Below are 22381 nucleotides of genomic sequence, written 5' to 3' on the forward strand. Positions count from 1 at the left end.
GATATATTTAAATTCGGTTTTAAACAATAAATCCAGCTCTTTTGGAGCTGGATTTATTTATTTTATCTTAATAATTGATTAAACATCAATTTTAGCATAATGTGCATTTTTCTCAATAAATTCTCTACGTGGTGGAACATCATCTCCCATTAACATAGAAAATACACGATCCGCTTCTGTAGCGCTATCAATAGTGATACGACGTAATGTTCTGAATTCTGGATTCAACGTTGTATCCCATAATTGCTCCGCGTTCATTTCTCCAAGACCTTTGTATCGCTGTATAGTAACACCTTTACCAGTACCATCCGAAGAAAATTCTGCAGTTAAACGTTCACGATCTTTTTCATTCCAAGCATATTCACCCTTCGCTCCTTTTTTAATTAAATATAAAGGTGGCGTTGCAATGTAAATATGTCCTTGCTCTACCAACTCTTTCATATAACGGAAAAAGAATGTTAAAATTAATGTCGAGATGTGAGAACCATCGACATCGGCATCGGTCATAATCACAACTTTATGGTAACGTAATTTTGCAATATTTAATGCTTTCGAATCTTCTTCAGTTCCGATAGTTACACCTAAAGCTGTATAAATATTTTTAATCTCTTCGTTATCTAAAACTTTATGCGCCATCGCTTTTTCTACATTCAAAATCTTACCACGTAATGGTAAAATTGCTTGAAAATGACGATCACGACCTTGTTTTGCCGTACCTCCGGCAGAATCACCCTCCACTAAGAATAATTCAGATTCTTCTGGATTACGAGAAGAACAATCTGCTAATTTTCCTGGTAAACCGCTTCCACCCATTGGGTTTTTACGTTGTACCATTTCACGAGCTTTCTTAGCTGCTTGACGAGCTTTTGCTGCTAAAACTACTTTGTCAACAATTTGTTTCGCTTCAACTGGATTTTCTTCTAAGAAATTCGTTAACATTTCTGCAACTATTTTATCAACAGCTGGAGAAACTTCCGAGTTTCCTAATTTTGTTTTTGTTTGACCTTCAAATTGAGGTTCCATTACCTTTACAGAAATAACAGCTGTTAATCCTTCACGGAAATCGTCACCTACAATCTCTACTTTTTCTTTTGCTAAATTGAAATTCTCTTCAGCATATTTTTTCAACGTACGCGTTAAGGCTCTACGGAAACCTGTTAAGTGTGTTCCACCTTCGTGCGTGTTGATATTGTTAACGTATGAGTGTAAATTCTCTGTATAAGACGTATTATAGCGCATTGCAACCTCAACTGGAATACCGTCACGTTCACCTTCCATGAAAATAACTTTGTCCATAATCGCTTCGCGACTTCCGTCAATAAACTCAACAAATTCTCTTAATCCACCTTCTGAATGAAAAGTTTCTGTTACAAAGTTTCCATCAGCATCTTTTTCTCTTTCGTCTGTTAAAGTAATCGTAATTCCTTTATTTAAGAAAGATAATTCGCGTAAACGACTTGCTAATGTTGAGAAATTAAATACTGTTTCTTGAAAGATTGTATCATCTGGCGTAAATGTAACTGTTGTTCCATTATGATCAGAAACTCCAACTTCTTTCACATCATATAAAGCTTTACCTTTTGAGTATTCTTGAATATATGATTTTCCGTTTTTATTAATTTCTGCTGCTAAATGGTTTGATAAGGCATTAACACACGAAACACCAACTCCGTGTAAACCTCCAGATACTTTGTAAGTGTCTTTATCAAATTTACCTCCAGCACCAATTTTAGTCATTACAACCTCTAAAGCAGACTTTCCTTCTTTTTTATGTAAATCAACTGGAATACCACGTCCATTATCAATTACACGAATAGAATTTCCTTCCAGAATCGATACCGAAATAGTATCACAGTATCCTGCTAAAGCTTCATCAATAGAGTTATCAACAACCTCATAAACTAGGTGGTGTAATCCTCTAACTCCGACGTCTCCAATATACATCGATGGACGAAGACGAACGTGCTCCATTCCTTCTAACGCTTGGATATTATCCGCCGTATATGTGTTATTACTCATAATTATGTCTCTAACTTTTTAAAACAAACAAATATAGTAAATTTTGAGGACTTATCCTACTTAAAAACTAGTCGAATTATGAGATAAAGTACCGTTTTAACTTATTTTTGGGATAGATAATTTTTCGGATGTAATAATCTATCACACTAAGGTGTTAAAATAAAAAACCGAAATCATTTGTTTTGATTTCGGTTAAGTTTTTATGAGTTTAAATATCTTTTTTATCCAGATAAACTACTTTTTTTGTTTCGTAAAAATCTTCATCAAAAAAGTTAGAAATATCAAACAAAATAGCATTTGGAAAATCGGCTAATTCTTCGGTCAAATCTCCTCCTTTTAAATACAAAAGTCCATTTGGAAAAGGATTGATTGAATCTTTTTTAAACTTTCCTCTAATCCATTCTGCAAAACGAGGCATGGCTGTAACTGCACGCGAAACCACAAAATCATATTTATCTTTGATTTCTTCGGCGCGTTTTTGTTCTGCCTTTACATTTGTCAAACCTAAACCATCAGCAACACCTTGCACAACTTTGATTTTTTTACCGATAGAATCTACTAAATGAAATTGCACATTCGGAAATAAAATTGCCAACGGAATTCCTGGTAAACCACCTCCTGTACCAACATCTAAAACGCTAGTACCATCAGCAAATTCCATCACTTTTGCAATTGCCAAAGAATGCAAAATATGATTGGTATAGATTTCGTCAATGTCTTTTCGAGAAACAACATTGATTTGATTATTCCATTCTTTATACAGATCGCCAACTTTTGTAAATTGCTCGATTTGTTTTTCTGTTAAATCAGGAAAATATTTTAAAATTAAGTTTATCATTTAATCTATTATTTCGCCAACGCGTTTGCAAATATAATCTAACAACTTTGTATCATCGGCTGTAAATGGATTGATTGTGTGCGAATCGATGTCAATTTGTCCAATATTTTGTCCATCTTTAAAAATAGGAACCACAATCTCTGCTTTTGTTTCGATAGAACACGCCAAATAATTGTCTTGTGCATAAACATCTGGAACCACAAAAGTCTCGTTAGATTCGGCTACTTGCCCGCAAATTCCTTTTCCGTAAGGTATAATTGTATGGTCTGTTGCAGCACCAACATAAGGTCCAAGCTTTAACTCATTTTTATCTCCATTCTTAAAATAAAAGCCAACCCAATTGTAATAATCGATTTCGTCGCTTAATAATTGACAAACTTTTTGAAGTTTTTCTTCTGTAGAAATTGTGCTATCCACAATAACATCTATTCGTTTATGTAATTCTTGCATCTTGTACGTTATATAAAGAACAAATTTATTGATTAATCATTAGTTTATCAAAACGATAGTCATTTTCGTTTATATTTGTTTGAGATTTTATACCTAATGAAAGAATTTAAACCATTGTTGTTATTCCTAGCAAGATTCTTAGGAACATACCTTATACTTAGTTTTTTATACAAGTTATATCTTGATCAATATTTACCACACAATATACCTGATCCGTTTACAGTTTTTACGTCAGATGTTTCTGCAATAGGATTAAATAAGTGTGGATTTTTCTCTTTTTCTAATGTTGCAATTAATCAACCTTGGATGAGATTAGTGGTAGATGGACAAGTTGCTTCTATTGTAAATGAAGGCTGTAACGCAATTTCTATTTTAATTATATTTGTATCGTTTATTGTTGCTTTTTACACCAATTTCAAACAAACTTTTTTGTTTATAATTACTGGTTTAGCCGCTTTATTTGTGATGAATATTTCACGAATTATGTTGCTAAATTATATTTTTAGGTACCATGATGAATATGGAAAAATAGCGCACGATTATTTATTTCCTGCACTAATTTATGGTTCTATAGTTATTCTTTGGATTGTTTGGATCAAGTTTTTCGTAACAAAATACAACAAGCAAAATGCCAAATAAATTTTTACGCTACGCAGGTGTTATTGTTTTAATTTTCGGATTAATCTTAGTTCGTAAATTTGAAGACACGTTATTTTATGATCCATTTTTAGATTATTTTCATAGAGTTGGACATCCTCGTTTTCCCGAAATTGATTATTTAAATCTTAATCTCAGTATTATTTTTAGATACTTTATCAATTCAATCTTAACCGTTTTGATTGTTTTATTGTTATTCTGGAAAAAAAGTTATGTCAAATTTTCAATCTTTATTTTATGTATTGGTTTGCTTATCCTTTTACCAATTTATGATTATTTAATTTCTACAAAATTTTCATCAGGAGAAATGGTTTTCTTTTATATCAGACGATTTCTAATACAACCAATGTTTTTATTAATCTTAGTTCCTTGTTTTTATTACCAAGAAATACAACATAAAAAAACGCTCGAAAATTAATTTTCGAGCGTTTTTTTTTATCCTTATATATTTTAAAATCTATAAACCAGATTCATCTTTATATTGTTGTGCATCAATTTTTGCTTGATTTACAGCTAATTCATTTTGCGCTTTTTGTTCTGCAACTTTACGTTTTTCTTCTGCTGCAATTTCTGCATTTGCTTTATTTACAGATTTGTATTTATAAAGCCAACCTAAAAATCCACCCAAAATAAATCCAATTCCTGCTCCTCCAGTTATTCCAACCAAAAATTCTTTGTCCGAAAAAAATCGAGTATAATCAAGGTTTGTAAAATAATACATCGCAACGCTAATCGCGATTAATAGCACTCCAATAAATGTAGAATAGGTCATAGTTTTATGTTTTATTAAAATAAATTTTGGTTGATACGTTGACGCACCGCTTCGTATAAAATAGCTCCGGCAGCAACCGAAACATTAAGAGAAGCTGTTTGTCCTGTCATAGGCAATTTAATCATTTTATCCGAAACTTTCAAAATAGAATCTGAAACTCCATCCTCCTCACTTCCCATTACAATTGCAGTTGGCACAGAAAAGTCAGCGTCATAAATAAAATCAGCAGATTTCTCAGAAGCACTGTAAACAGAAATTCCGGCAGATTGTAAATAACGAATTACATTTACTAAATTACCTTCTTTACAAACTGGTATATTGTACAAAGCTCCTGTAGAAGTTTTGATTGCATCTGCATTTACAGAGGCAGAACCTTTTAAAGGAATAATAATTGCATCCACGCCAACACACTCTGCAGTACGTGCAATTGCACCAAAATTACGAACATCACTTACACGATCTAAAATCAAAATAAATGGTGTTTTTCCATTTTCCCAAATCTGTGGCAATACATTTTCGATTGAGTCAAACTCTATCGGAGAAACAAAAGCATAAACACCTTGATGGTTTTTTCCTGTAAAACGATTTAATTTTTCAACAGGTACATAACTTACAGGAATTTCATATTCTGTAATCAATTTTCTCAATTCTGAGAAGATTTCTCCTTGTAAACCTTTTTGAATAAAAATCTTATCGATTGTTTTTCCTGCTTCAATCGCTTCTATTACGGGTCTTAAACCAAAAATTCCTGCTTCGTTTTTCATAAATGCAAAGATAAATATTCTATTAGATTATTTGCCTATCCTTTTTCTTAATTGTTGAATATAATTTGGTAAGCTCATGTAGATGATGCATCCAAGTATGATTAAAGAAATCATTGAGATTAAATTTAATCGTAAATGAATTATTTTAGACACAAAAACAACGATTAATACAACGATAAAAGTTGTTTGAAAGTAAAAATGTTGCGCTATTTTTCGCCCAAAATCAGATTTGCTATACGAAGCGAAAAACATAAACACTACTAAAATCGACAAGATTAAACTCCACTTCATCCTAAAATTATTCTAAAAAATTTCCTTAAATTTGAAGGGTTAAATATAGTCAAAATGCAGCAATATCACGATTTATGTAAAAAAGTATTATCAGAAGGCTCTTTCAAAGAAGACCGTACTGGTACAGGAACTAAAAGTATTTTTGGATATCAAATGCGTTTTGATTTATCCGAAGGTTTTCCGTTGGTTACCACAAAAAAATTACATTTAAAATCTATTGTTTACGAATTACTTTGGTTTTTAAAAGGCGATACAAATACCAAATATTTAACCGATAATGGTGTACGAATTTGGAATGAATGGGCTGACGAAAACGGAGATTTAGGTCCAGTTTACGGGCATCAATGGCGTTCTTGGGGGAAACCAGATGGCGAAGTTGTTGACCAAATAAAAGTAGCAATTGATCAAATAAAAAATAATCCAGATTCGCGCAGAATTATTGTTTCTGCTTGGAATGTTGGCGAATTAGACCAAATGGCTTTGGCGCCTTGCCATGCATTTTTTCAGTTTTATGTAAATGATGGTAAATTATCGTTGCAATTGTACCAACGCAGCGCGGATATCTTTTTGGGCGTTCCATTTAATATTGCGTCGTATGCTTTATTGTTAATGATGGTTGCTCAAGTTTGTGATTTGCAAGTTGGCGATTTTGTACACACTTTTGGTGATGCGCATATCTACAAAAATCATTTTGAACAAGTCGAATTACAATTATCTCGCGAACCATTTCCGTTACCAACCATAAAAATTAATCCAAATGTGAAAGATATTTTTGATTTCACTTTTGAAGATTTTGAATTAGTCGACTATCAATCGCATCCTCATATTAAAGGAATTGTGGCGGTTTAACAAAACAACAACAAATTATATCAAGAATAATAAATACCTTTAAGTCTCTGTTTGGAGACTTTTTTTGTAACATTTTGTCAAATTCTCCAACCAATAAAATAAAAAAACTAAAAATGAAGAAAAGATTTTTATGGCTTTCAACAGCCTTCATTTTTGCCAGCGTTGCGCATGCACAAGTAATGACTTCGCCGCCAAGTTATTCAGAAAATCAAACCAATAAATTAGATATTTATCGTGCCGAAGCAGAACGAATCAATAATCTTGTTCACACGAAATTAGATTTAAAATTTGATTATCAAAAAGAAGAAGTTCACGGAGAAGAATGGGTCACTTTAAAACCACATTTTTACGCAGCAAATAAACTTACGCTTGATGCAAAAGCAATGATTATTCATGAAGTTGCATTGGTACAAGGTTCTACAAAAAAGAAATTGAATTATAAATACGATGATTTACAATTAAACATCGATTTAGATAAAACCTATCAAAAAGACCAAGAATATACACTTTACATCAAATATACGGCTCGCCCTAACGAAGTAAAACAAGAAGGAAGCGCGGCAATTAATGATGCAAAAGGTGTTTATTTCATCAATTCTAAAGGAGATAAACCAAATTATCCTACACAAATTTGGACACAAGGCGAAACAGAATCTTCATCTTGTTGGTTTCCTACAATTGATAAAACCAATCAAAAAACATCACAAGAAATCACGTTAACTTATCCAGATAAATATGTTTCATTATCAAATGGAACAATGAAATCGACAAAGAAAAATACGGATGGTACAAAAACTGATTATTGGAAATTTGATAAAAAACATGCGCCGTATTTATTCTTTTTCGGAATTGGAGATTATGCCGTAATCAACGATAAATGGAAAAATATAAACGTTGATTATTATGTAGAACCTGAATATAAAGAGTATGCAAAACAGATTTTTGGGAATACGCCAGAAATGATTCAGTTTTTCTCTGATAAATTAAATTACCCATTTCCTTGGGACAAATATGCGCAAATGACGGCACGCGAATATGTTTCGGGAGCAATGGAAAATACAACTGCAACACTTTTTCATGATGGTGTTCAGCAAAAACCAGGTCAATTAATTGACGAAAATACTGCTGAATATGTTATTGCGCACGAATTATTTCACCATTGGTTCGGCGATTTAGTAACGGCAGAAAGTTGGACAAATTTAACTGTAAATGAATCTTTTGCTAACTATTCTGAGTATTTATGGTTTGAACATAAATATGGAAAAGAAAAAGCAGACGAACACCGTTACTCAGAAATTGCAGGCTACAAACAAGGCGATGGGCCAACTAAAAACTTAGTTCGTCCGCATTATAACTCACGCGAGGATATGTTTGATGGTGTTTCTTACAACAAAGGAGGAGCTATTTTACACATGTTGCGTAACTTTTTGGGAGATGATGCCTTTTTTAAAGGTTTAAATAAATATTTAAAAGACAACGAATACGGAAAAGCAGAAGCTGCGCAATTGCGTTTGGCATTAGAAGAAGTTTCGGGACGAGATCTTAATTGGTTTTTCGATCAATGGTATTTTAATAGCGGACATCCAAAATTGACAACTATTTCTGATTATTCTGCAACTACTAAAAAAGTAAAAGTTATTGTTCGTCAAGATGCCTCAAAATTGTTCGAATTTCCTTTCGCAATTGATATTGTAGAAAACGGAAAAACAACACGTCAACAAGTTTGGGTTCCGAAACAAGCTGAAACTATTTTCGAATTTACGACGAATCAAAAACCAGATGTTGTTATTCCAAATGCGGATCAAGTTTTATTATGTGATTTAGATGATAAAAAATCAGTTGATGAATTTATTGCGCAATACAAAGCTGGAAAAGGCAATTACACAACACGTCTTTTGGCGGTAGAAGCTATGGCAAATGCGCAAGCAACAAATCCAAAAGCGGCGGAAGCTTTAATTGAAGCGTTGAATGATTCTTTTGATGGAATTAGAATTGATGCAATTCATAAAATTGATGCGAAATCTAAACCAATGATGGATAAAGCGGTTAATAAATTAAAACAATTAGCCACTAATGATCCTAAAACATTGGTACAAGCAGCCGCACTTTCTTCTTTAAATGAAGCGAATATTTATGATGCAACTATTTTTGAGAAAGCATCAAAAAGTCCATCATTTAGTGTTCAAGGCGCTGCGTTAACAGGAATCTTGCAAAATAATCCTGCAAAAATTAACGAGTTAACAACTATTTCTGATGATGTAGTAAAAGGTTCGCCAGATTTAGCAATGGCTTTGATACCTACTTGGATGAAAAATAATCAATTGGATAAAGCAGAATTAATTTCTGAATCTGCTGCGATGTACGAATTTGTTAAATTTCAAGATCCTGAAAAAGGAAAAATTGCTGAACAAGCTTTTAATTGGATTATGACAAATGATACACCTGAAGCAACTGCTGCTGTAGCAAAAACGTATTCGCGTTATTACACGTATTTAAAAGAACAAAACCCAATGGCCGGAACTGCAATAAAGCAAATGGCAACAAAAGCACTTCAATTAAAAACTGAAGCTGGAAAAACAATAAAGTCTGCACGTTTCTCTAAACAAATAGAGCAATTGACAGATGCAATAAATAAAATGAAATAATATCTAAAAATTATTATATTTGTTAAGCTATCCCCAAAAAGGATAGCTTTTTTTACCCTATAACTTATGATAAACGTAATCGTAGCAAAAGCAAGTAACAACGTAATTGGTGCAAAAAATGATTTGATTTGGCACCTTCCAAATGACTTGAAACATTTCAAGAATTTAACGTCTGGACATCCTATTATTATGGGACGCAAAACGTTTGAATCTTTAGGTAGACCTTTACCTAATCGTACAAATATTGTTGTAACCCGTGATAAAGATTGGCAAGCGGAGAATATTGAGAAAGAATTTTCTTTGGAAAAAGCAATCGAATCTGCCAAAAAAATAAATGAAGATATTTACATTATTGGTGGTGGAAATATTTATAAACAAGCCATGGAATTTGCAGATGTGCTTTATATAACAGAAGTTCATCATGAATTTGAAGGCGATACTTATTTTCCTGAAATTGATGAAGAAATTTGGGAAGAAGTAGCGCGCGAAAATTTTATGAAAGATGAAAAACATCCGTATGCCTATTCGTATGTAACGTATAAACGCATTGAAGATTAAGACGGAGATAAAAGTGTAAATGGATAAATCGAAATATTGCGAGCAATTCCATACACAACAACTAATCCGAATACAAACCAAACAAATTTGTTGTTGTAAAACAATTTGATTCGAATTTCTTTCTCGAAAATAAAATTGTACAACCAAATTAAGGTGATGTAAATAATAAAAGGAAATGTGATAACCAAAAGCGCATTGAAACGTAAAGCTTCGGTAATTTCTAAATGCAATAAATGATGAATTGCGCGCTGAGAACCACATCCAGGGCAATTTATCCCGAAAAATAAATTAGAAGGACAACGTAAAAAAACGGTTCCTTTTTCAGACGGATTATGTATAAAAAAGTAATAAATAAATGCTCCACCTAATAATAAGATGGAGCATAATTTTATTAATATTCTTTTATTTTTAGTATCCACTTCCACCAAATACAGCGCTTCCTGCACCTAAAACTACCATAAAAATAATATACAAAACAATACCAATAGCAGAAGCTATAGCACCCCACATTGCAAATTTCTTTGCATCTGCAGCAGCTTGTCTCGCAGCATCATATTGACCTTGTGCCCATAATGTATTTACACTTGTAGATTTTATAATAGAAACTATTCCTAATGGTAAGCAGCATAAAACTGTACATAAAATAGCCCAAACTAAGTTATTGTCTGGTGGCGTTCCGTTCTCAAATTCGTTGAATTGAGTAGTTTGTTCGTTCATAAGATTGATTTAGAGTTAATTCAAATATTGTTTAGTGCTTATAAAAATAAACAAAAAAAGCAAGAACCAAAATTCTTGCTTTATATTTTTATGATTTTAACATCTTAATGCTTTATCTCATCCAACTCATTTGGATTGTGCTTATACTTAAATATAATTGCAAATAAAATTGTTACGACCAATGCGTATCCTGCAAAAATAAACCAAGAATGTCGCCAACCTTCTAATTGCATTTCCAAATCGTTTGGATGACTGTATACATAATGATTAACGATGTATTGCGCAATCAACATACCTATTGTTGCTCCAAAACCGTTTGTCATCATCATAAATACACCTTGTGCAGAAGATCTAATTTCTTCGTTTGTTTCTTTATCAACATATAAAGAACCTGATACGTTAAAGAAATCAAATGCGATTCCGTAAACAATCATTGATAAAACAAACATCCAAACACCCGATCCTGGATCTCCTAATCCAAATAATCCGAAGCGTAAAACCCATCCTATCATGGCCATTAACATCACTATTTTTATTCCAAATCTTTTTAAGAAGAATGGAATTAATAAAATACATAATGTTTCTGAAACTTGTGATAACGAGATTAATGCATTGGCATTACTTGCGCCCCATGTATTTGCATACGCTGGAACATCTTTAAAAGTGGTGATAAAAGGATTTGCATAACCATTTGTAATTTGTAACGAAACACCTAAAAGCATTGAGAATACAAAGAAAATAGCCATTTTTCTGTCTTTGAATAAAGCAAAAGCTTTTAAACCAAAGGCATCTGATATTGATTGTTTTTCCGAACTTTTATTGATTGCACAATTTGGCAATACAAAACTAAAAAGAAATAGAATTACACCTAAAACTCCAGATACAAAAAATTGAAAGTAGTCGGATTGAAAACTTACAAATGTTGGATCACTAGAAAAGTTAAATGTAAAAGCGCCGTCTTTAAATCCAGAAAAATTTACAAATAGCATTGCTACAATAAAACCTACCGTACCAAATGTTCTTATTGGTGGGAAAGCCTTGATTGTATCAAGATTATTTTGTTTTAAAATAGTGTAGGCTGTTGAGTTAGAAAGTGCGATAGTTGGCATAAAAAATGCAACGCTTATCGAATAAAGTGTAAAAATTGTCGTAAAATCGACATTGTCGCCAGCAGTATATCCGTAATATCCTGTTGCAAACATAAAAATTGCTGCTAATAAATGATTTAATCCCAACAAACGTTGTACAGGAATCCATCTATCTGCAACGATACCCATTATAGCGGGCATAAAAATGGATACAATTCCTTGCATCGCATAAAAAAGACCAATTTTTGGACCTAATCCAACTGACCCTAAGTAATTTCCCATCGAAGTAAGGTATGCTCCCCATACCGCAAACTCTAGGAAACTCATGATTGTAAGTCTAAGCTTTACAGACATAATTATATGAAATAGTTATTAGTTTTCCATGTTATCTATTTGATCACGTAAGCGCGCTGCTAATTCGTAATCTTCATTTTGTACAGCTTTCTTCATTTCGGTATCCAGCTCATCTTTCGTCCAACCTTCGTACTCGTTTAGATCATTCTCTAAACCAGCCAAAAGATCAAGTTCGTCTTCTAGTTGATTAACTGTTCTACTAATATTGTCCTCTTCTTCTTGTACAATATCCAAATGAATTCCTGCTTTTTCTACAACATGTTCATAGGCATAAATTGGTGCATTAAAACGAACCGCCAATGCAATTGCATCCGAAGTTCTCGAATCTATTTCGGCACGATTTCCATCTTCATTCAAAAATACAATGTTCGAATAAAAAACACCGTCTTCTAATTTATAGATATAAATTGAATCTACATTCAAATGAAATTCTTTTCCTAACGAAACAAACAAGTCATGCGTTAATGGGCGTGGTGGATTAATATCTTTTTCTAAAGCCAAAGCAATTGATTGCGCCTCGAAACTACCAATAATTATTGGCAACTTTCTTCCTCCTACTTTTTCTTCCAGAATTAATGCATAAGCACCAGTCTGTGTTTGACTGTAGGAAATTCCTTTAATATTTAATCTGATTAAATTGTCCATTTGGGCGTAAATCTATGAAAAACTGATGAATATTTAATGTTTTTTTAATAGATAAAAAAATCCGAATCAACTAAATGACTCGGATTAAATTTATAATCTAAAAAATGATTAGGCTAGACCTTTATATTTTTTTAATTCTTCAATAAATTTAGGAACTACCTCAAAAGCATCACCAACAATACCATAATCAGCTGCTTTAAAGAAAGGTGCTTCTGGATCATTGTTAATAACTACGATTGTTTTAGACCCGTTAACACCAGCTAAATGCTGAATTGCTCCCGAAATACCAACTGCGATATATAAGTTTGGTGCAATTGCTTTACCTGTTTGTCCTACGTGCTCTGCGTGAGGTCTCCATCCGATATCAGCTACTGGTTTAGATGATGCTGTTGCTGCACCTAAAACACTTGCTAATTCTTCTATCATTCCCCAGTTTTCTGGACCTTTTAATCCACGACCTGCTGAAACAACTATTTCTGCTTCTTTTAAATCGATTTTATCTGTAGAAGCTAATTCCGTAGAAATTACTTTTACTTTTGCATCTGCATCAGAAACTGTAACAGAAGCTGATTCTTCTGAACCTGAAACTGCGTTTTCTTTTGTTCCAAATGCATTTTGTAAAACTGTAACAACAATTTTACCTGTAACTGCAACAGTTTCGATTCCCTTCCCAGAGAAAGCCTTACGCTCTACTGTAAATGGAGAAACTGATTTTGGTGCTTTTTCTACATTAGTTACTAAAGATGCGCCTGTTTTGTATGCTAAAACTGGTGCAATTGTAGCGCCTTCGTTAGTAGATGGTAAAACCACTACATCTCCTTGTGCTACTTCTGCTAAAGCTTTTGCGTAAGAATTTGCGTCAAATTTAGCTAATGCATCATTTGAAACTTTTACTACTTTAGAAGCTCCGTATTTATATAATTCGTCTGCAGCAGCATTTCCAAAAACGATTGCTGTAACTGTATCTCCTGCAACATCAGCTGTAGCCTTTGCATAAGCAACTGCCTCTAATCCTGCTTTTTTATATTTTCCGTCGTGTGACTCTGCGTATACAAAAATTGCCATTTTTTACTTTCTTTTAGGTGATTAAATTAGATTACTTTAGCTTCTTCGTGTAATAATCTTACCAATTCTGCTACATTGTCTTTGTCTACCAAAGTTACATTACCTCTCGAAACAGGTTTTTCGTAACCAACAACTTCTACTTTCGTTTCAGTTGCTTCTGGTGCTACAACAGTGATTTGTTTTGTACGTGCTTGCATAATTCCGCGCATGTTTGGAATTCTTAATGCAGCTTCGTCAACTAAACCTTTTTGTCCTGCGAAAACAGCTGGTAAAGCAACTTCTACAGTTTCTTTTCCACCATCAATTTCGCGAACGGCTTTTGCTGCAGAACCTTCTACGTCTAAACCAATACATCCGTTTACAAATCCATAATCTAACATTGCTGCTACTAATCCTGGAACTGATCCACCATTATAATCAATCGATTCTCTTCCTGTTAATACAAGATCAAATCCACCATCTTTTGCTGCTTTTGCAATTTGTGTTGCTACGAAGAAATCGTCGCGCGCATCACCATCAACACGAATACCGTCATTGGCACCGATTGCTAAGGCTTTACGCATTACTGGATCTACAGAAGCGTCACCAACAGTTAAAATAGTAACAGTAGCACCTTGTTTTTCTTGTAATTCTACTGCTTTATTTAAACTAAATTCATCGTGTGGGTTTATAACGAACTGAACGCCATTCTTATCGAACTCTTTTCCGTCAGCTGTGAAGTTGATTTTTGCTGTAGTATCTGGTACACTACTAATACAAACTAATATCTTCATAATTTTGTGTTTACTTTTTTCTGTTATGTAAAAATAAATAAATATTTTTATTATGCAAGCATAATAACGTTAATTCTTTATTAGGTCTTGGTTTTTGGCTTTCAATTGTTTCTTATAAACTGAATTAGAAATAAGTACACTTAATTCGTACAATATCCAAAGTGGAATTGTTACCAATACCATGCTATAAACATCGTTAGGTGTAATTGCTGCTGCAATAACCAAAACAACGATAAAGGCATGCTTGCGATATTCTCTCAAAAATGCTGGTGTAAGAAGACCAATACTTGTTAAGAAATATACAAATACGGGCATTAAAAACATGACACCCATCGATAATAATAATTGTACAAATAAATCGATATAACTTGGCAAAGTCCATGTATTACCTACGCCAAATGGATCGTAAGTAAATAAAAATTGTGTACACAAAGGCAACAACATATAATAACTAAACATAACGCCTGTTACAAAGAAAAATGTAACTGCAAATATTGTAAATCCTGCGTATTTGCGTTCACCTTCTTTAAGTGCTGGTTTTACAAAATTCCATAACTCAAATATTATATAAGGAATTGCTAAAATTACACCGCATACAATTACTGCAAAAAATTGTGAAGTAATTTGCCCTGATGGATTAAGATTGGTCAAATCCTTCGAAATATCAAAAGACTCGGTGTAGATTTTTCCAAATCCGGTAAACTCTCCAAAATCATTGAAAATTGAAAATGTTGGAAATGTAGATTTTAGCGGTGCCATAATTACATTATTCACCAACTCGTCCCAATAAAGTGCTACAGCTATAGATGTAACAACAAGTGCAAGAATAGAACGAACTAAATGTCCTCTTAATTCGCCAACATGCGCCAAGAAAGACATACTTGTTTTTTTAGTTTGTGCCATCGTTATTCTATTCCTTCGTTTAAAATTGAGTGAATATCCAAAATACCGTAATATTCATTTTCGTCATCCACAACAACCAATTGACCAATACTATTTTGGCGCAAAATAGCCAAAGCTTCTCTTGCTTTCTCAGCTTTATTAATTGTTTTTGGATGCATCGACGCAATATCTTTTGCTGTTAAATGATCAAATGTTTTGTTATTTAACAACATTCTACGCAAATCGCCATCTGTTATTACACCAATAATTTTCTTGCCATCCAAAACGGCTGTAATACCATGTCGACCTGATGTTAAAGAATTTATAACTTCAGAAATTGATGAATCTGGTTGTACAAATGGTTTTCTTTCTGGATCAACAATATTCTCCACCGTCCATAACAAACGTTTTCCTAGCGCACCACCTGGATGATATTTTGCAAAATCGTTCTGAGAAAATGAACGCATTTTCATCAGCGCAACTGCCAAAGCATCGCCCATTACCAACTGAGAAGTGGTAGAAGTTGTAGGTGCTAAATTTACCGGACAAGCTTCCTTGGTTACATTAACATCTAAAACAATATCCGAATTTTTAGCCAATTCTGATTTTAAGTTAGACGTTAAACCAATTAAAACAGAAGCGTACTGTTTTAGAATTGGTGCCAAATAAGTAATTTCTGGAGTATTTCCACTTTTTGATATGCAAATAACAACATCTTCTGGCCTCAATAAGCCCAAATCACCATGTATGGCTTCTGTTGCATGTAAAAATTGGCTTGGTGTTCCGGTCGAATTTAAAGTTGCTACAATTTTATTTGCAATATGTGCACTCTTTCCTACCCCAACAATAACCAACTTCCCTTTTGCATTAAATATCGCATTAACCGCATCAACAAAAGAATCGTTAATACGCGAAGCAATTGCTTCGAGCTCTTGTATTTCTTCTCGAAAAACATCTTGAGCAATCTGTATTAAATCTGAATTTTTCACAATAAAATTTCTATTGTCTATTTTTAAAATTTTTCGTACTTTTACTCTCCTTTTTTATTATCACTCAATTATATAAAAAACTTAGAAAAATTAAGTGTATATTTATGAGGTATCAAATATAGGAACTATTTAATTTATAATATTAATTTTAGTCTTTTGTGTAGATGGAAGCCACTTCGAAAAACTTAACATCTTATCTCAAAAAATATTTTGGTTTCGACCAATTTAAAGGACAGCAGCACGAAATCATTACAACCTTATTGAACAATGAAGATGTATTTGTTTTGATGCCTACTGGCGGAGGTAAGTCTTTATGTTATCAACTACCGGCATTAATGTCTGATGGAGTTGCGATTATTGTATCACCTTTAATCGCCTTAATGAAGAATCAAGTAGACGCTATACGAGGAATTTCCGAGAATGACGGAATTGCCCACGTATTAAATTCATCTTTAAACAAGTCTGAAACCAAAGCGGTGATGACGGATATTAAAGATGGTGTTACAAAATTGTTATACGTTGCGCCAGAATCGTTAACGAAAGAAGAATATATCGATTTTTTTAAATCGGTAAAAATTTCTTTTTTCGCGATTGATGAAGCTCACTGTATTTCTGAATGGGGACACGATTTTCGACCAGAATATCGCAACCTAAAATCAATTCTCAATAAAATTGGCGACGCACCAATTATAGCTTTAACAGCTACTGCAACACCTAAAGTACAAGAAGACATTCAGAAAACTTTAGGAATGCAAAGTGCTAGAGTATTTAAGGATTCGTTTAATCGTACTAATTTATTTTACGAAATCCGACCAAAAGTTGATCAAGACAAACAAATTATCAAATTTATCAAACAAAATGACGGTAAATCTGGTGTAATTTATTGCTTGAGTCGTAAAAAAGTTGAAGAGATTACACAACTTTTACAAGTCAACGGTATCAATGCTATTCCATATCACGCAGGTTTAGACGTAAAAACACGAAGCAAACATCAAGATTTATTTTTGATGGAAGAAGCAAGTGTTGTTGTGGCTACAATTGCATTTGGAATGGGTATCGACAAACCAGATGTACGTTTTGTAATGCATTATGACATTCCAAAATCATTAGAAAGTTATTACCAAGAAACGGGTAGAGCTGGACGAGATGGTGGCGAAGGAATTTGTATTGCTTTTTATGATTACAAAGACATCGAAAAATTAGAGAAATTTTTAGCAAGTAAACCTGTAGCAGAACGCGAAGTTGGAATGCAATTACTTTCTGAAGTTGTTGCTTATGCAGAAACATCAATGTCGCGACGTAAATTCTTATTGCATTATTTTGGAGAAGAATTTGACGATAAAACTGGCGAAGGTGCTATGATGGACGACAATATGCGCAATCCTAAAAAAATGGTCGAAGCAAAAGATGACGCCGTTACAGCTTTAGAAGTTGTGCAAAAAACCAATCAGAAATTAAAGCTAAACGATATTGTAAATGTAATTGTTGGTAAAGAAACATCAATCACAAAATCTTATAACCTTAGTACTGAACCATTTTTTGGAATTGGAAAAAGCAAGGAAGATTATTACTGGAAATCTATTTTACGTCAATTAATCGTTCGTAATTATTTAGAAAAAGAAATCGAATCGTATGGTGTTTTAAAACTTACAAAAGATGGAAAAGCATATTTCGCAAATCCTACTTCTTTTGAAATAGCAGAAGACATCGATTTCAAAAAACTATTATCAGACGGTGCTTTTGATAAAGAAGATACATCTTCTACGCCAATTGCATACGATGATGTTCTTTTAAAACAATTAAAAGAATTACGTAAAAAGATTGCCAAAAAACATCAAATTCCACCTTTTGCAATTTTTCAGGACACAAGTTTAGATGATATGACGATGCAATATCCGACAACAATCAAAGAATTAACAAATGTTTTTGGAGTTGGAGAAGGTAAAGCACAAAAATTTGGAAAAGATTTTGTCGATTTTATTGCAAAATATGTAACCGACAACGATATTATTCGACCAGAAGATATGGTAATTAAACAATTGGCCGATAAATCGAGTCATAAAGTTTACATTATTCAATCGACTGATAGAAAATTAAATTTGGAAGATGTTGCAAGTGCAAAAAATCTTTCGATGAGCGATTTACTTTCAGAAATGGAAAGTATCGTTTACCAAGGCACAAAATTAAATATTGATTATTATATAGATGACGTGTTAGATGAAGACCAGCAAGAAGAAATTTCTGATTTCTTGATGGAAGCAGAATCCGACTCAATGTCTACTTTATTAAAAGAATTTAGCGACGATTATGATGAAGAAGAATTACGATTAATGCGTATCAAATTTATCAGTGACGTTGCCAACTAATCATATTAAGAATTAACTTATCAGCCCGAAGATTTATTATCTTTGGGCTGAATTATTCAAACACAGAAATGAACAACAAAGCAATATTAATGATTTTAGACGGTTGGGGAATAGGACCAAATCCAGCTGTTTCTGCAATCGCGCAAGCCAATACTCCTTTTATAGATAGCTGTTTCAATAAATACCCAAATTCTACTTTAGATACTTTTGGTTTAGCCGTTGGTTTACCAGAAGGTCAAATGGGAAATTCGGAAGTTGGACATATGAATTTAGGTGCCGGACGAGTGGTTTTTCAAAACCTAGTTCGCATCAATATGGCAACAGAAAATGGAACATTTAAAAACGAACCAATTCTGAAAGATGCGTTTAATTATGCTTTAAACAATAACAAAAAAGTACATTTTATTGGCTTAGTTTCCAATGGTGGCGTGCATTCGCACATCAATCATCTAAAAGGTTTATTAGATGCGGCAAACAATTCGGGCTTGCACCAAAATGTTTTTGTACATGCTTTTACAGATGGTCGCGATACTGATCCAAAATCTGGAGAAGGCTTTATGACTGATTTGATGAATCACATGACAAAATCTACTGGAGAACTTGCCTCAATTACAGGTCGATATTATGCAATGGATCGTGATAAACGCTGGGAACGCGTAAAATTAGCTTACGATGCAATGGTAAATGGAGTTGGTAAAACAACTACAAATCCGTTAGCAGCTATTCGCGAATCTTATCAAGAAGGTATAACAGACGAATTTATCAAACCAATTATTGTGACGGATGAAAACAATCAACCAAAAGCAAAAATTGAAAATGATGATGTTGTGATTTGTTTTAATTTCAGAACAGATCGTGGACGCGAAATTACAGAGGTTTTAACTCAAAAAGATTTCCCAGAATATGCGATGCATAAGCTAAACCTAAAGTATATTACATTAACGCAATATGATGCAACGTATAAAAATGTTGCTGTTATTTTTGACGAAAGTAATATAATGAATACGTTGGGCGAAGTAATTTCTAAAGCTGGTCGCAAACAAATTCGCATTGCCGAAACAGAAAAATATCCACACGTTACATTTTTCTTTAATGGTGGACAAGAAGAACCTTTCGAAGGTGAAACACGTATTTTATGCGCTTCGCCAAGAGATGTTGCAACTTACGATTTGAAACCAGAAATGGCTGCTTATGATATTACGAATGCCATCATTCCTGAAATCGAAAAAGAATCAGCAGATTTTATCTGTCTCAACTTTGCGAATACAGATATGGTTGGGCATACAGGCGTGATGAGTGCTGCAATAAAAGCTGCAGAAATAGTAGATTCTTGTGCAGAAAAAATTGTAAATACAGCCATAGAGCATGGTTATAATGTTGTGATTTTAGCCGATCATGGTAATTCTGACTTTATGATGAACGAAGATGGCTCGCCAAATACACAACACACAACAAATCCAGTTCCATTTATCTTAGCGCAAAAAAATGCTGAATGGACTGTTACTCACGGAAAATTAGGCGATATTGCGCCTTCAATTTTAACATTAATGCAAATTGAAATTCCAGCGGAAATGACTGGAGATATTATTGTACATAAAAATAACTAACTTATATACTTACAAGATGATAGACAAAATTATAGCTGTCGATTTTGACGGAACAGTTGTAGACGACAAATACCCAGAAATAGGTAAAGCGAAAATATTTGCTTTCGAAACATTGCGTCAATTACAAAGTGACGGTTACCGCCTAACATTATGGACATACCGCAGTGGTAGAGCTTTAGATGAAGCGGTAGAATTTTGTAAAAAAAATGGTATCGAATTTTATGCAATCAACAATAGTTTTGAAGGCGAAGACTTTGATAAAACAAAACAAAGTCGAAAAATAAATGCCGATATTTTTATAGATGATAGAAATTTAGGAGGCTTCCCGGGATGGAGTGCTGTATATCAAATTATCAAAAATCGTATCGAATTAAATATTCAAGATCACGGTCAAGAAGCTCCAAAAGTGAAAAAGAAAAGAGGATTTTTCGGATTATGATACATTTAAAAAGTAAAGAAGAATTAGAATTAATGTACCTAAGCGCACAATTGGTGTCAAAAACCTTAGGTGTATTAGCAAAAGAAGTAAAACCTGGTGTTACAACCAATCACTTAGATAAATTAGGTGGCGAATATATTCGTGACAATGGTGGATATCCTGCATTTTTAGGAATGTACGATTTCCCTAAAAACTTATGTATTTCTCCAAACACAGAAGTTGTACACGGAATACCAAACGATAAACCACTAAAAGATGGTGATATTGTTTCTGTAGATTGTGGTGTTTATATGAATGATTTTTATGGCGATCACGCTTATACTTTTGCAGTTGGAGAAGTAAGCGAAGAAACAGAAAAATTATTACGCATTACCAAAGAATCCTTGTACAAAGGAATCGAACAAATGAAAAAAGGAAATCGTATTGGTGATATCGGTTTTGCTATACAACAACATTGCGAAAAAGAAGGTTACGGAATTGTTCGCGAATTAGTTGGACATGGTTTAGGGCGCAAAATGCACGAAGATCCGCAAGTTCCTAATTACGGACGTCGCGGTTCTGGTAAAAAAATAGAAGACGGTATGGTTTTAGCCATCGAACCAATGGTGAATATGGGAACAGAAAAAGTTTTCTTTCATCCAGATGGTTGGACAGTTACAACACTCGATGATAAATATTCGGCACACTACGAACACGATGTTTGTGTTGTAGATGGTCAACCAAAGTTATTATCGACTTTTCAATACATTTACGATGCTTTAGGAATTGTATCTGACGAAGAAAAACCTTTTTTATTTAAACCATAATTCAACAAACTTTTGTGAAAAAGCTTTTAAAAAAAATAATGAATATTCTACCTCGTCCGTTATTAATACAAGGTAGTTATATTGTTCGCCCAATTTTAGTTTGGTTTATGAAAGGTGACCGTTTTGTTGATCCTATCGACGAGCAAGGTTATTACAGTTTATTGCCTTATGGCTACGAAAAACAACGTGAAAATGTATTATCGCCCGGAACTTTTTCTTTAGAAAGACATCGATTAATGTGGTTATATTTAAAAAATGAAACGCCGTTTTTCACCAATCAAGCAAAAGTTTTACACATTGCGCCCGAACAATCTTTTATCAAGCGTTTTCGCGCGATGAAAAATTTAGAATATATTACAAGTGATTTAGAGTCGCCATTGGCCGATGTAAAAGCAGATATTTGCGATTTACCTTTTGGTGATGATACTTTTGATATCGTTTTTTGTAACCATGTTTTAGAACATATTCCTGATGATCATAAAGCCATGAGCGAATTGTTTCGTGTGATGAAACCTGGTGGTTGGGGAATTTTACAAGTTCCGATTTCGTATCAACGCGATGTTACATACGAAGACGAAACGGTAACAACAAAAGAAGAACGCAAAGAAAAATTTGGTCAATACGACCACGTTCGTGTTTACGGATTAGATTATTACAAACGTCTAGAAGATGTAGGATTTATTGTAGAAAAAATTGATTATACAAAAGAAATTCCTTCTGAAGTTGTACAAAAATATTGTTTAGAAAAAGGTGAAATTTTACCTTTGGTTCGCAAACCAATTGTATAATTTTATCACATATAATTTA

Annotated in this window: 23 protein-coding genes; 10 read left to right on the forward strand and 13 right to left on the reverse strand. The window is 33.3% G+C overall.

The features are described 5' to 3' along the window. Window positions 1-78 precede the first annotated feature (78 nt). The 3 genes from gyrB to BM072_RS04965 all read right to left on the reverse strand — a co-directional run bounded on the left by gyrB (window position 79) and on the right by BM072_RS04965 (window position 3307). Window positions 79-2019: a DNA topoisomerase (ATP-hydrolyzing) subunit B gene (gene gyrB / locus BM072_RS04955; RefSeq protein WP_092907153.1), complete on the reverse strand. Its 1941-nt coding sequence runs from the start codon at window positions 2017-2019 to the stop codon at window positions 79-81. A 208-nt stretch (window positions 2020-2227) separates the two neighbouring features. Beyond that, window positions 2228-2854 carry a 16S rRNA (guanine(527)-N(7))-methyltransferase RsmG gene (gene rsmG / locus BM072_RS04960; protein WP_092907310.1) on the reverse strand — a complete coding sequence of 209 codons (627 nt, stop codon included), beginning with the start codon at window positions 2852-2854 and terminating at the stop codon, window positions 2228-2230. Window positions 2855-2857: 3 nt separating this feature from the next. Beyond that, window positions 2858-3307, reverse strand: a complete 450-nt coding sequence (locus BM072_RS04965; protein ID WP_092907155.1) for a GAF domain-containing protein — start codon at window positions 3305-3307, stop codon at window positions 2858-2860. 96 nt (window positions 3308-3403) lie between these two features. Between BM072_RS04965 and xrtF the strand changes: the two genes are divergently transcribed. Both xrtF and BM072_RS04975 read left to right on the forward strand, forming a co-directional pair. Then, window positions 3404-3946 carry an exosortase family protein XrtF gene (xrtF, locus tag BM072_RS04970; protein WP_092907157.1) on the forward strand — a complete coding sequence of 181 codons (543 nt, stop codon included), beginning with the start codon at window positions 3404-3406 and terminating at the stop codon, window positions 3944-3946. Then, the gene (locus BM072_RS04975) at window positions 3936-4382 is read left to right on the forward strand and encodes an exosortase F system-associated membrane protein (protein WP_092907159.1); all 447 of its coding nucleotides are present in this window, start codon (window positions 3936-3938) and stop codon (window positions 4380-4382) included. The genes xrtF and BM072_RS04975 overlap by 11 nt, the downstream gene beginning before the upstream one ends. A gap of 39 nt (window positions 4383-4421) precedes the next feature. Here the strand turns inward: BM072_RS04975 and BM072_RS04980 are convergent, their stop codons facing one another. Both BM072_RS04980 and rlmB read right to left on the reverse strand, forming a co-directional pair. Beyond that, window positions 4422-4736, reverse strand: a complete 315-nt coding sequence (locus BM072_RS04980; protein WP_092907161.1) for a hypothetical protein — start codon at window positions 4734-4736, stop codon at window positions 4422-4424. Between the two features lie 14 nt (window positions 4737-4750). Beyond that, a complete protein-coding gene (rlmB, locus tag BM072_RS04985; RefSeq protein ID WP_092907163.1) occupies window positions 4751-5500 on the reverse strand; it encodes a 23S rRNA (guanosine(2251)-2'-O)-methyltransferase RlmB in 750 nt (249 codons plus the stop codon). Between the two features lie 345 nt (window positions 5501-5845). Here rlmB and BM072_RS04990 point away from each other — a divergent pair, with 345 nt between their 5' ends. The 3 genes from BM072_RS04990 (at window position 5846) to BM072_RS05000 (ending at window position 9843) form a co-directional block, all read left to right on the forward strand. Then, on the forward strand, window positions 5846-6640 hold the full coding sequence (locus tag BM072_RS04990; RefSeq protein WP_092907165.1) for a thymidylate synthase: 795 nt from the start codon (window positions 5846-5848) through the stop codon (window positions 6638-6640). Between the two features lie 113 nt (window positions 6641-6753). Further along, window positions 6754-9285 (forward strand): M1 family metallopeptidase, encoded by a 2532-nt coding sequence (locus BM072_RS04995; RefSeq protein WP_092907167.1) that lies wholly within the window; start codon window positions 6754-6756, stop codon window positions 9283-9285. A 66-nt stretch (window positions 9286-9351) separates the two neighbouring features. After that, window positions 9352-9843, forward strand: coding sequence for a dihydrofolate reductase (locus BM072_RS05000; RefSeq protein ID WP_092907169.1), 492 nt, complete (start codon window positions 9352-9354; stop codon window positions 9841-9843). Here the strand turns inward: BM072_RS05000 and BM072_RS05005 are convergent. The 8 genes from BM072_RS05005 to BM072_RS05040 form a co-directional block, all read right to left on the reverse strand. Next, entirely contained in the window at window positions 9840-10262 is a 423-nt protein-coding gene (locus tag BM072_RS05005) for a DUF2752 domain-containing protein (RefSeq protein WP_177190256.1), read from the reverse strand. The two genes, BM072_RS05000 and BM072_RS05005, sit on opposite strands and share 4 nt — an antisense overlap. Further along, window positions 10252-10560, reverse strand: a complete 309-nt coding sequence (locus tag BM072_RS05010) for a CD225/dispanin family protein (protein ID WP_092907173.1) — start codon at window positions 10558-10560, stop codon at window positions 10252-10254. Before BM072_RS05010 ends, BM072_RS05005 begins: the two co-directional genes overlap by 11 nt. Before the next feature lie 104 nt (window positions 10561-10664). Further along, window positions 10665-12002 carry an MFS transporter gene (locus BM072_RS05015; RefSeq protein WP_092907175.1) on the reverse strand — a complete coding sequence of 446 codons (1338 nt, stop codon included), beginning with the start codon at window positions 12000-12002 and terminating at the stop codon, window positions 10665-10667. Window positions 12003-12020: 18 nt separating this feature from the next. Then, on the reverse strand, window positions 12021-12647 hold the full coding sequence (locus tag BM072_RS05020; RefSeq protein ID WP_092907177.1) for a bifunctional nuclease family protein: 627 nt from the start codon (window positions 12645-12647) through the stop codon (window positions 12021-12023). Window positions 12648-12755: 108 nt separating this feature from the next. Continuing rightward, window positions 12756-13712, reverse strand: a complete 957-nt coding sequence (locus BM072_RS05025; protein ID WP_092907179.1) for an electron transfer flavoprotein subunit alpha/FixB family protein — start codon at window positions 13710-13712, stop codon at window positions 12756-12758. Window positions 13713-13738: 26 nt separating this feature from the next. Continuing rightward, window positions 13739-14485, reverse strand: coding sequence for an electron transfer flavoprotein subunit beta/FixA family protein (locus BM072_RS05030; protein WP_092907181.1), 747 nt, complete (start codon window positions 14483-14485; stop codon window positions 13739-13741). 69 nt (window positions 14486-14554) lie between these two features. Beyond that, complete coding sequence (tatC, locus tag BM072_RS05035; RefSeq protein ID WP_092907183.1) at window positions 14555-15388, reverse strand: twin-arginine translocase subunit TatC; 834 nt, start codon at window positions 15386-15388, stop codon at window positions 14555-14557. 2 nt (window positions 15389-15390) lie between these two features. Then, complete coding sequence (locus BM072_RS05040) at window positions 15391-16356, reverse strand: KpsF/GutQ family sugar-phosphate isomerase (RefSeq protein ID WP_092907185.1); 966 nt, start codon at window positions 16354-16356, stop codon at window positions 15391-15393. A gap of 164 nt (window positions 16357-16520) precedes the next feature. Here BM072_RS05040 and recQ point away from each other — a divergent pair, with 164 nt between their 5' ends. From recQ to BM072_RS05065, 5 genes are all read left to right on the forward strand, one after another. Next, entirely contained in the window at window positions 16521-18722 is a 2202-nt protein-coding gene (recQ, locus tag BM072_RS05045; RefSeq protein WP_092907187.1) for a DNA helicase RecQ, read from the forward strand. A 68-nt stretch (window positions 18723-18790) separates the two neighbouring features. Beyond that, window positions 18791-20329: a 2,3-bisphosphoglycerate-independent phosphoglycerate mutase gene (gpmI, locus tag BM072_RS05050; RefSeq protein WP_092907189.1), complete on the forward strand. Its 1539-nt coding sequence runs from the start codon at window positions 18791-18793 to the stop codon at window positions 20327-20329. 16 nt (window positions 20330-20345) lie between these two features. Further along, complete coding sequence (locus BM072_RS05055; RefSeq protein WP_092907191.1) at window positions 20346-20768, forward strand: BT0820 family HAD-type phosphatase; 423 nt, start codon at window positions 20346-20348, stop codon at window positions 20766-20768. Then, window positions 20765-21574 (forward strand): type I methionyl aminopeptidase, encoded by an 810-nt coding sequence (map, locus tag BM072_RS05060; RefSeq protein WP_092907193.1) that lies wholly within the window; start codon window positions 20765-20767, stop codon window positions 21572-21574. Before BM072_RS05055 ends, map begins: the two co-directional genes overlap by 4 nt. Before the next feature lie 38 nt (window positions 21575-21612). Beyond that, on the forward strand, window positions 21613-22362 hold the full coding sequence (locus BM072_RS05065; RefSeq protein ID WP_092907195.1) for a class I SAM-dependent methyltransferase: 750 nt from the start codon (window positions 21613-21615) through the stop codon (window positions 22360-22362). Window positions 22363-22381 lie beyond the last annotated feature (19 nt).

This window comes from Algoriella xinjiangensis, from assembly GCF_900115015.1.
In the GTDB taxonomy this organism is placed as follows: Bacteria; Bacteroidota; Bacteroidia; order Flavobacteriales; family Weeksellaceae; genus Empedobacter; species Empedobacter xinjiangensis.

What these genes read in the sequence shown, in the direction of transcription:
- gyrB (WP_092907153.1), bottom strand. Translation starts at nt 2,019, where the DNA reads ATGAGTAATAACACATATACGGCGGATAATATCCAAGCGTTAGAAGGA.
- BM072_RS04965 (WP_092907155.1), bottom strand. Translation starts at nt 3,307, where the DNA reads ATGCAAGAATTACATAAACGAATAGATGTTATTGTGGATAGCACAATT.
- xrtF (WP_092907157.1), top strand. Translation starts at nt 3,404, where the DNA reads ATGAAAGAATTTAAACCATTGTTGTTATTCCTAGCAAGATTCTTAGGA.
- BM072_RS04975 (WP_092907159.1), top strand. Translation starts at nt 3,936, where the DNA reads ATGCCAAATAAATTTTTACGCTACGCAGGTGTTATTGTTTTAATTTTC.
- BM072_RS04980 (WP_092907161.1), bottom strand. Translation starts at nt 4,736, where the DNA reads ATGACCTATTCTACATTTATTGGAGTGCTATTAATCGCGATTAGCGTT.
- rlmB (WP_092907163.1), bottom strand. Translation starts at nt 5,500, where the DNA reads ATGAAAAACGAAGCAGGAATTTTTGGTTTAAGACCCGTAATAGAAGCG.
- BM072_RS04990 (WP_092907165.1), top strand. Translation starts at nt 5,846, where the DNA reads ATGCAGCAATATCACGATTTATGTAAAAAAGTATTATCAGAAGGCTCT.
- BM072_RS04995 (WP_092907167.1), top strand. Translation starts at nt 6,754, where the DNA reads ATGAAGAAAAGATTTTTATGGCTTTCAACAGCCTTCATTTTTGCCAGC.
- BM072_RS05000 (WP_092907169.1), top strand. Translation starts at nt 9,352, where the DNA reads ATGATAAACGTAATCGTAGCAAAAGCAAGTAACAACGTAATTGGTGCA.
- BM072_RS05010 (WP_092907173.1), bottom strand. Translation starts at nt 10,560, where the DNA reads ATGAACGAACAAACTACTCAATTCAACGAATTTGAGAACGGAACGCCA.
- BM072_RS05015 (WP_092907175.1), bottom strand. Translation starts at nt 12,002, where the DNA reads ATGTCTGTAAAGCTTAGACTTACAATCATGAGTTTCCTAGAGTTTGCG.
- BM072_RS05020 (WP_092907177.1), bottom strand. Translation starts at nt 12,647, where the DNA reads ATGGACAATTTAATCAGATTAAATATTAAAGGAATTTCCTACAGTCAA.
- BM072_RS05025 (WP_092907179.1), bottom strand. Translation starts at nt 13,712, where the DNA reads ATGGCAATTTTTGTATACGCAGAGTCACACGACGGAAAATATAAAAAA.
- BM072_RS05030 (WP_092907181.1), bottom strand. Translation starts at nt 14,485, where the DNA reads ATGAAGATATTAGTTTGTATTAGTAGTGTACCAGATACTACAGCAAAA.
- tatC (WP_092907183.1), bottom strand. Translation starts at nt 15,388, where the DNA reads ATGGCACAAACTAAAAAAACAAGTATGTCTTTCTTGGCGCATGTTGGC.
- recQ (WP_092907187.1), top strand. Translation starts at nt 16,521, where the DNA reads ATGGAAGCCACTTCGAAAAACTTAACATCTTATCTCAAAAAATATTTT.
- gpmI (WP_092907189.1), top strand. Translation starts at nt 18,791, where the DNA reads ATGAACAACAAAGCAATATTAATGATTTTAGACGGTTGGGGAATAGGA.
- BM072_RS05055 (WP_092907191.1), top strand. Translation starts at nt 20,346, where the DNA reads ATGATAGACAAAATTATAGCTGTCGATTTTGACGGAACAGTTGTAGAC.
- map (WP_092907193.1), top strand. Translation starts at nt 20,765, where the DNA reads ATGATACATTTAAAAAGTAAAGAAGAATTAGAATTAATGTACCTAAGC.
- BM072_RS05065 (WP_092907195.1), top strand. Translation starts at nt 21,613, where the DNA reads ATGAATATTCTACCTCGTCCGTTATTAATACAAGGTAGTTATATTGTT.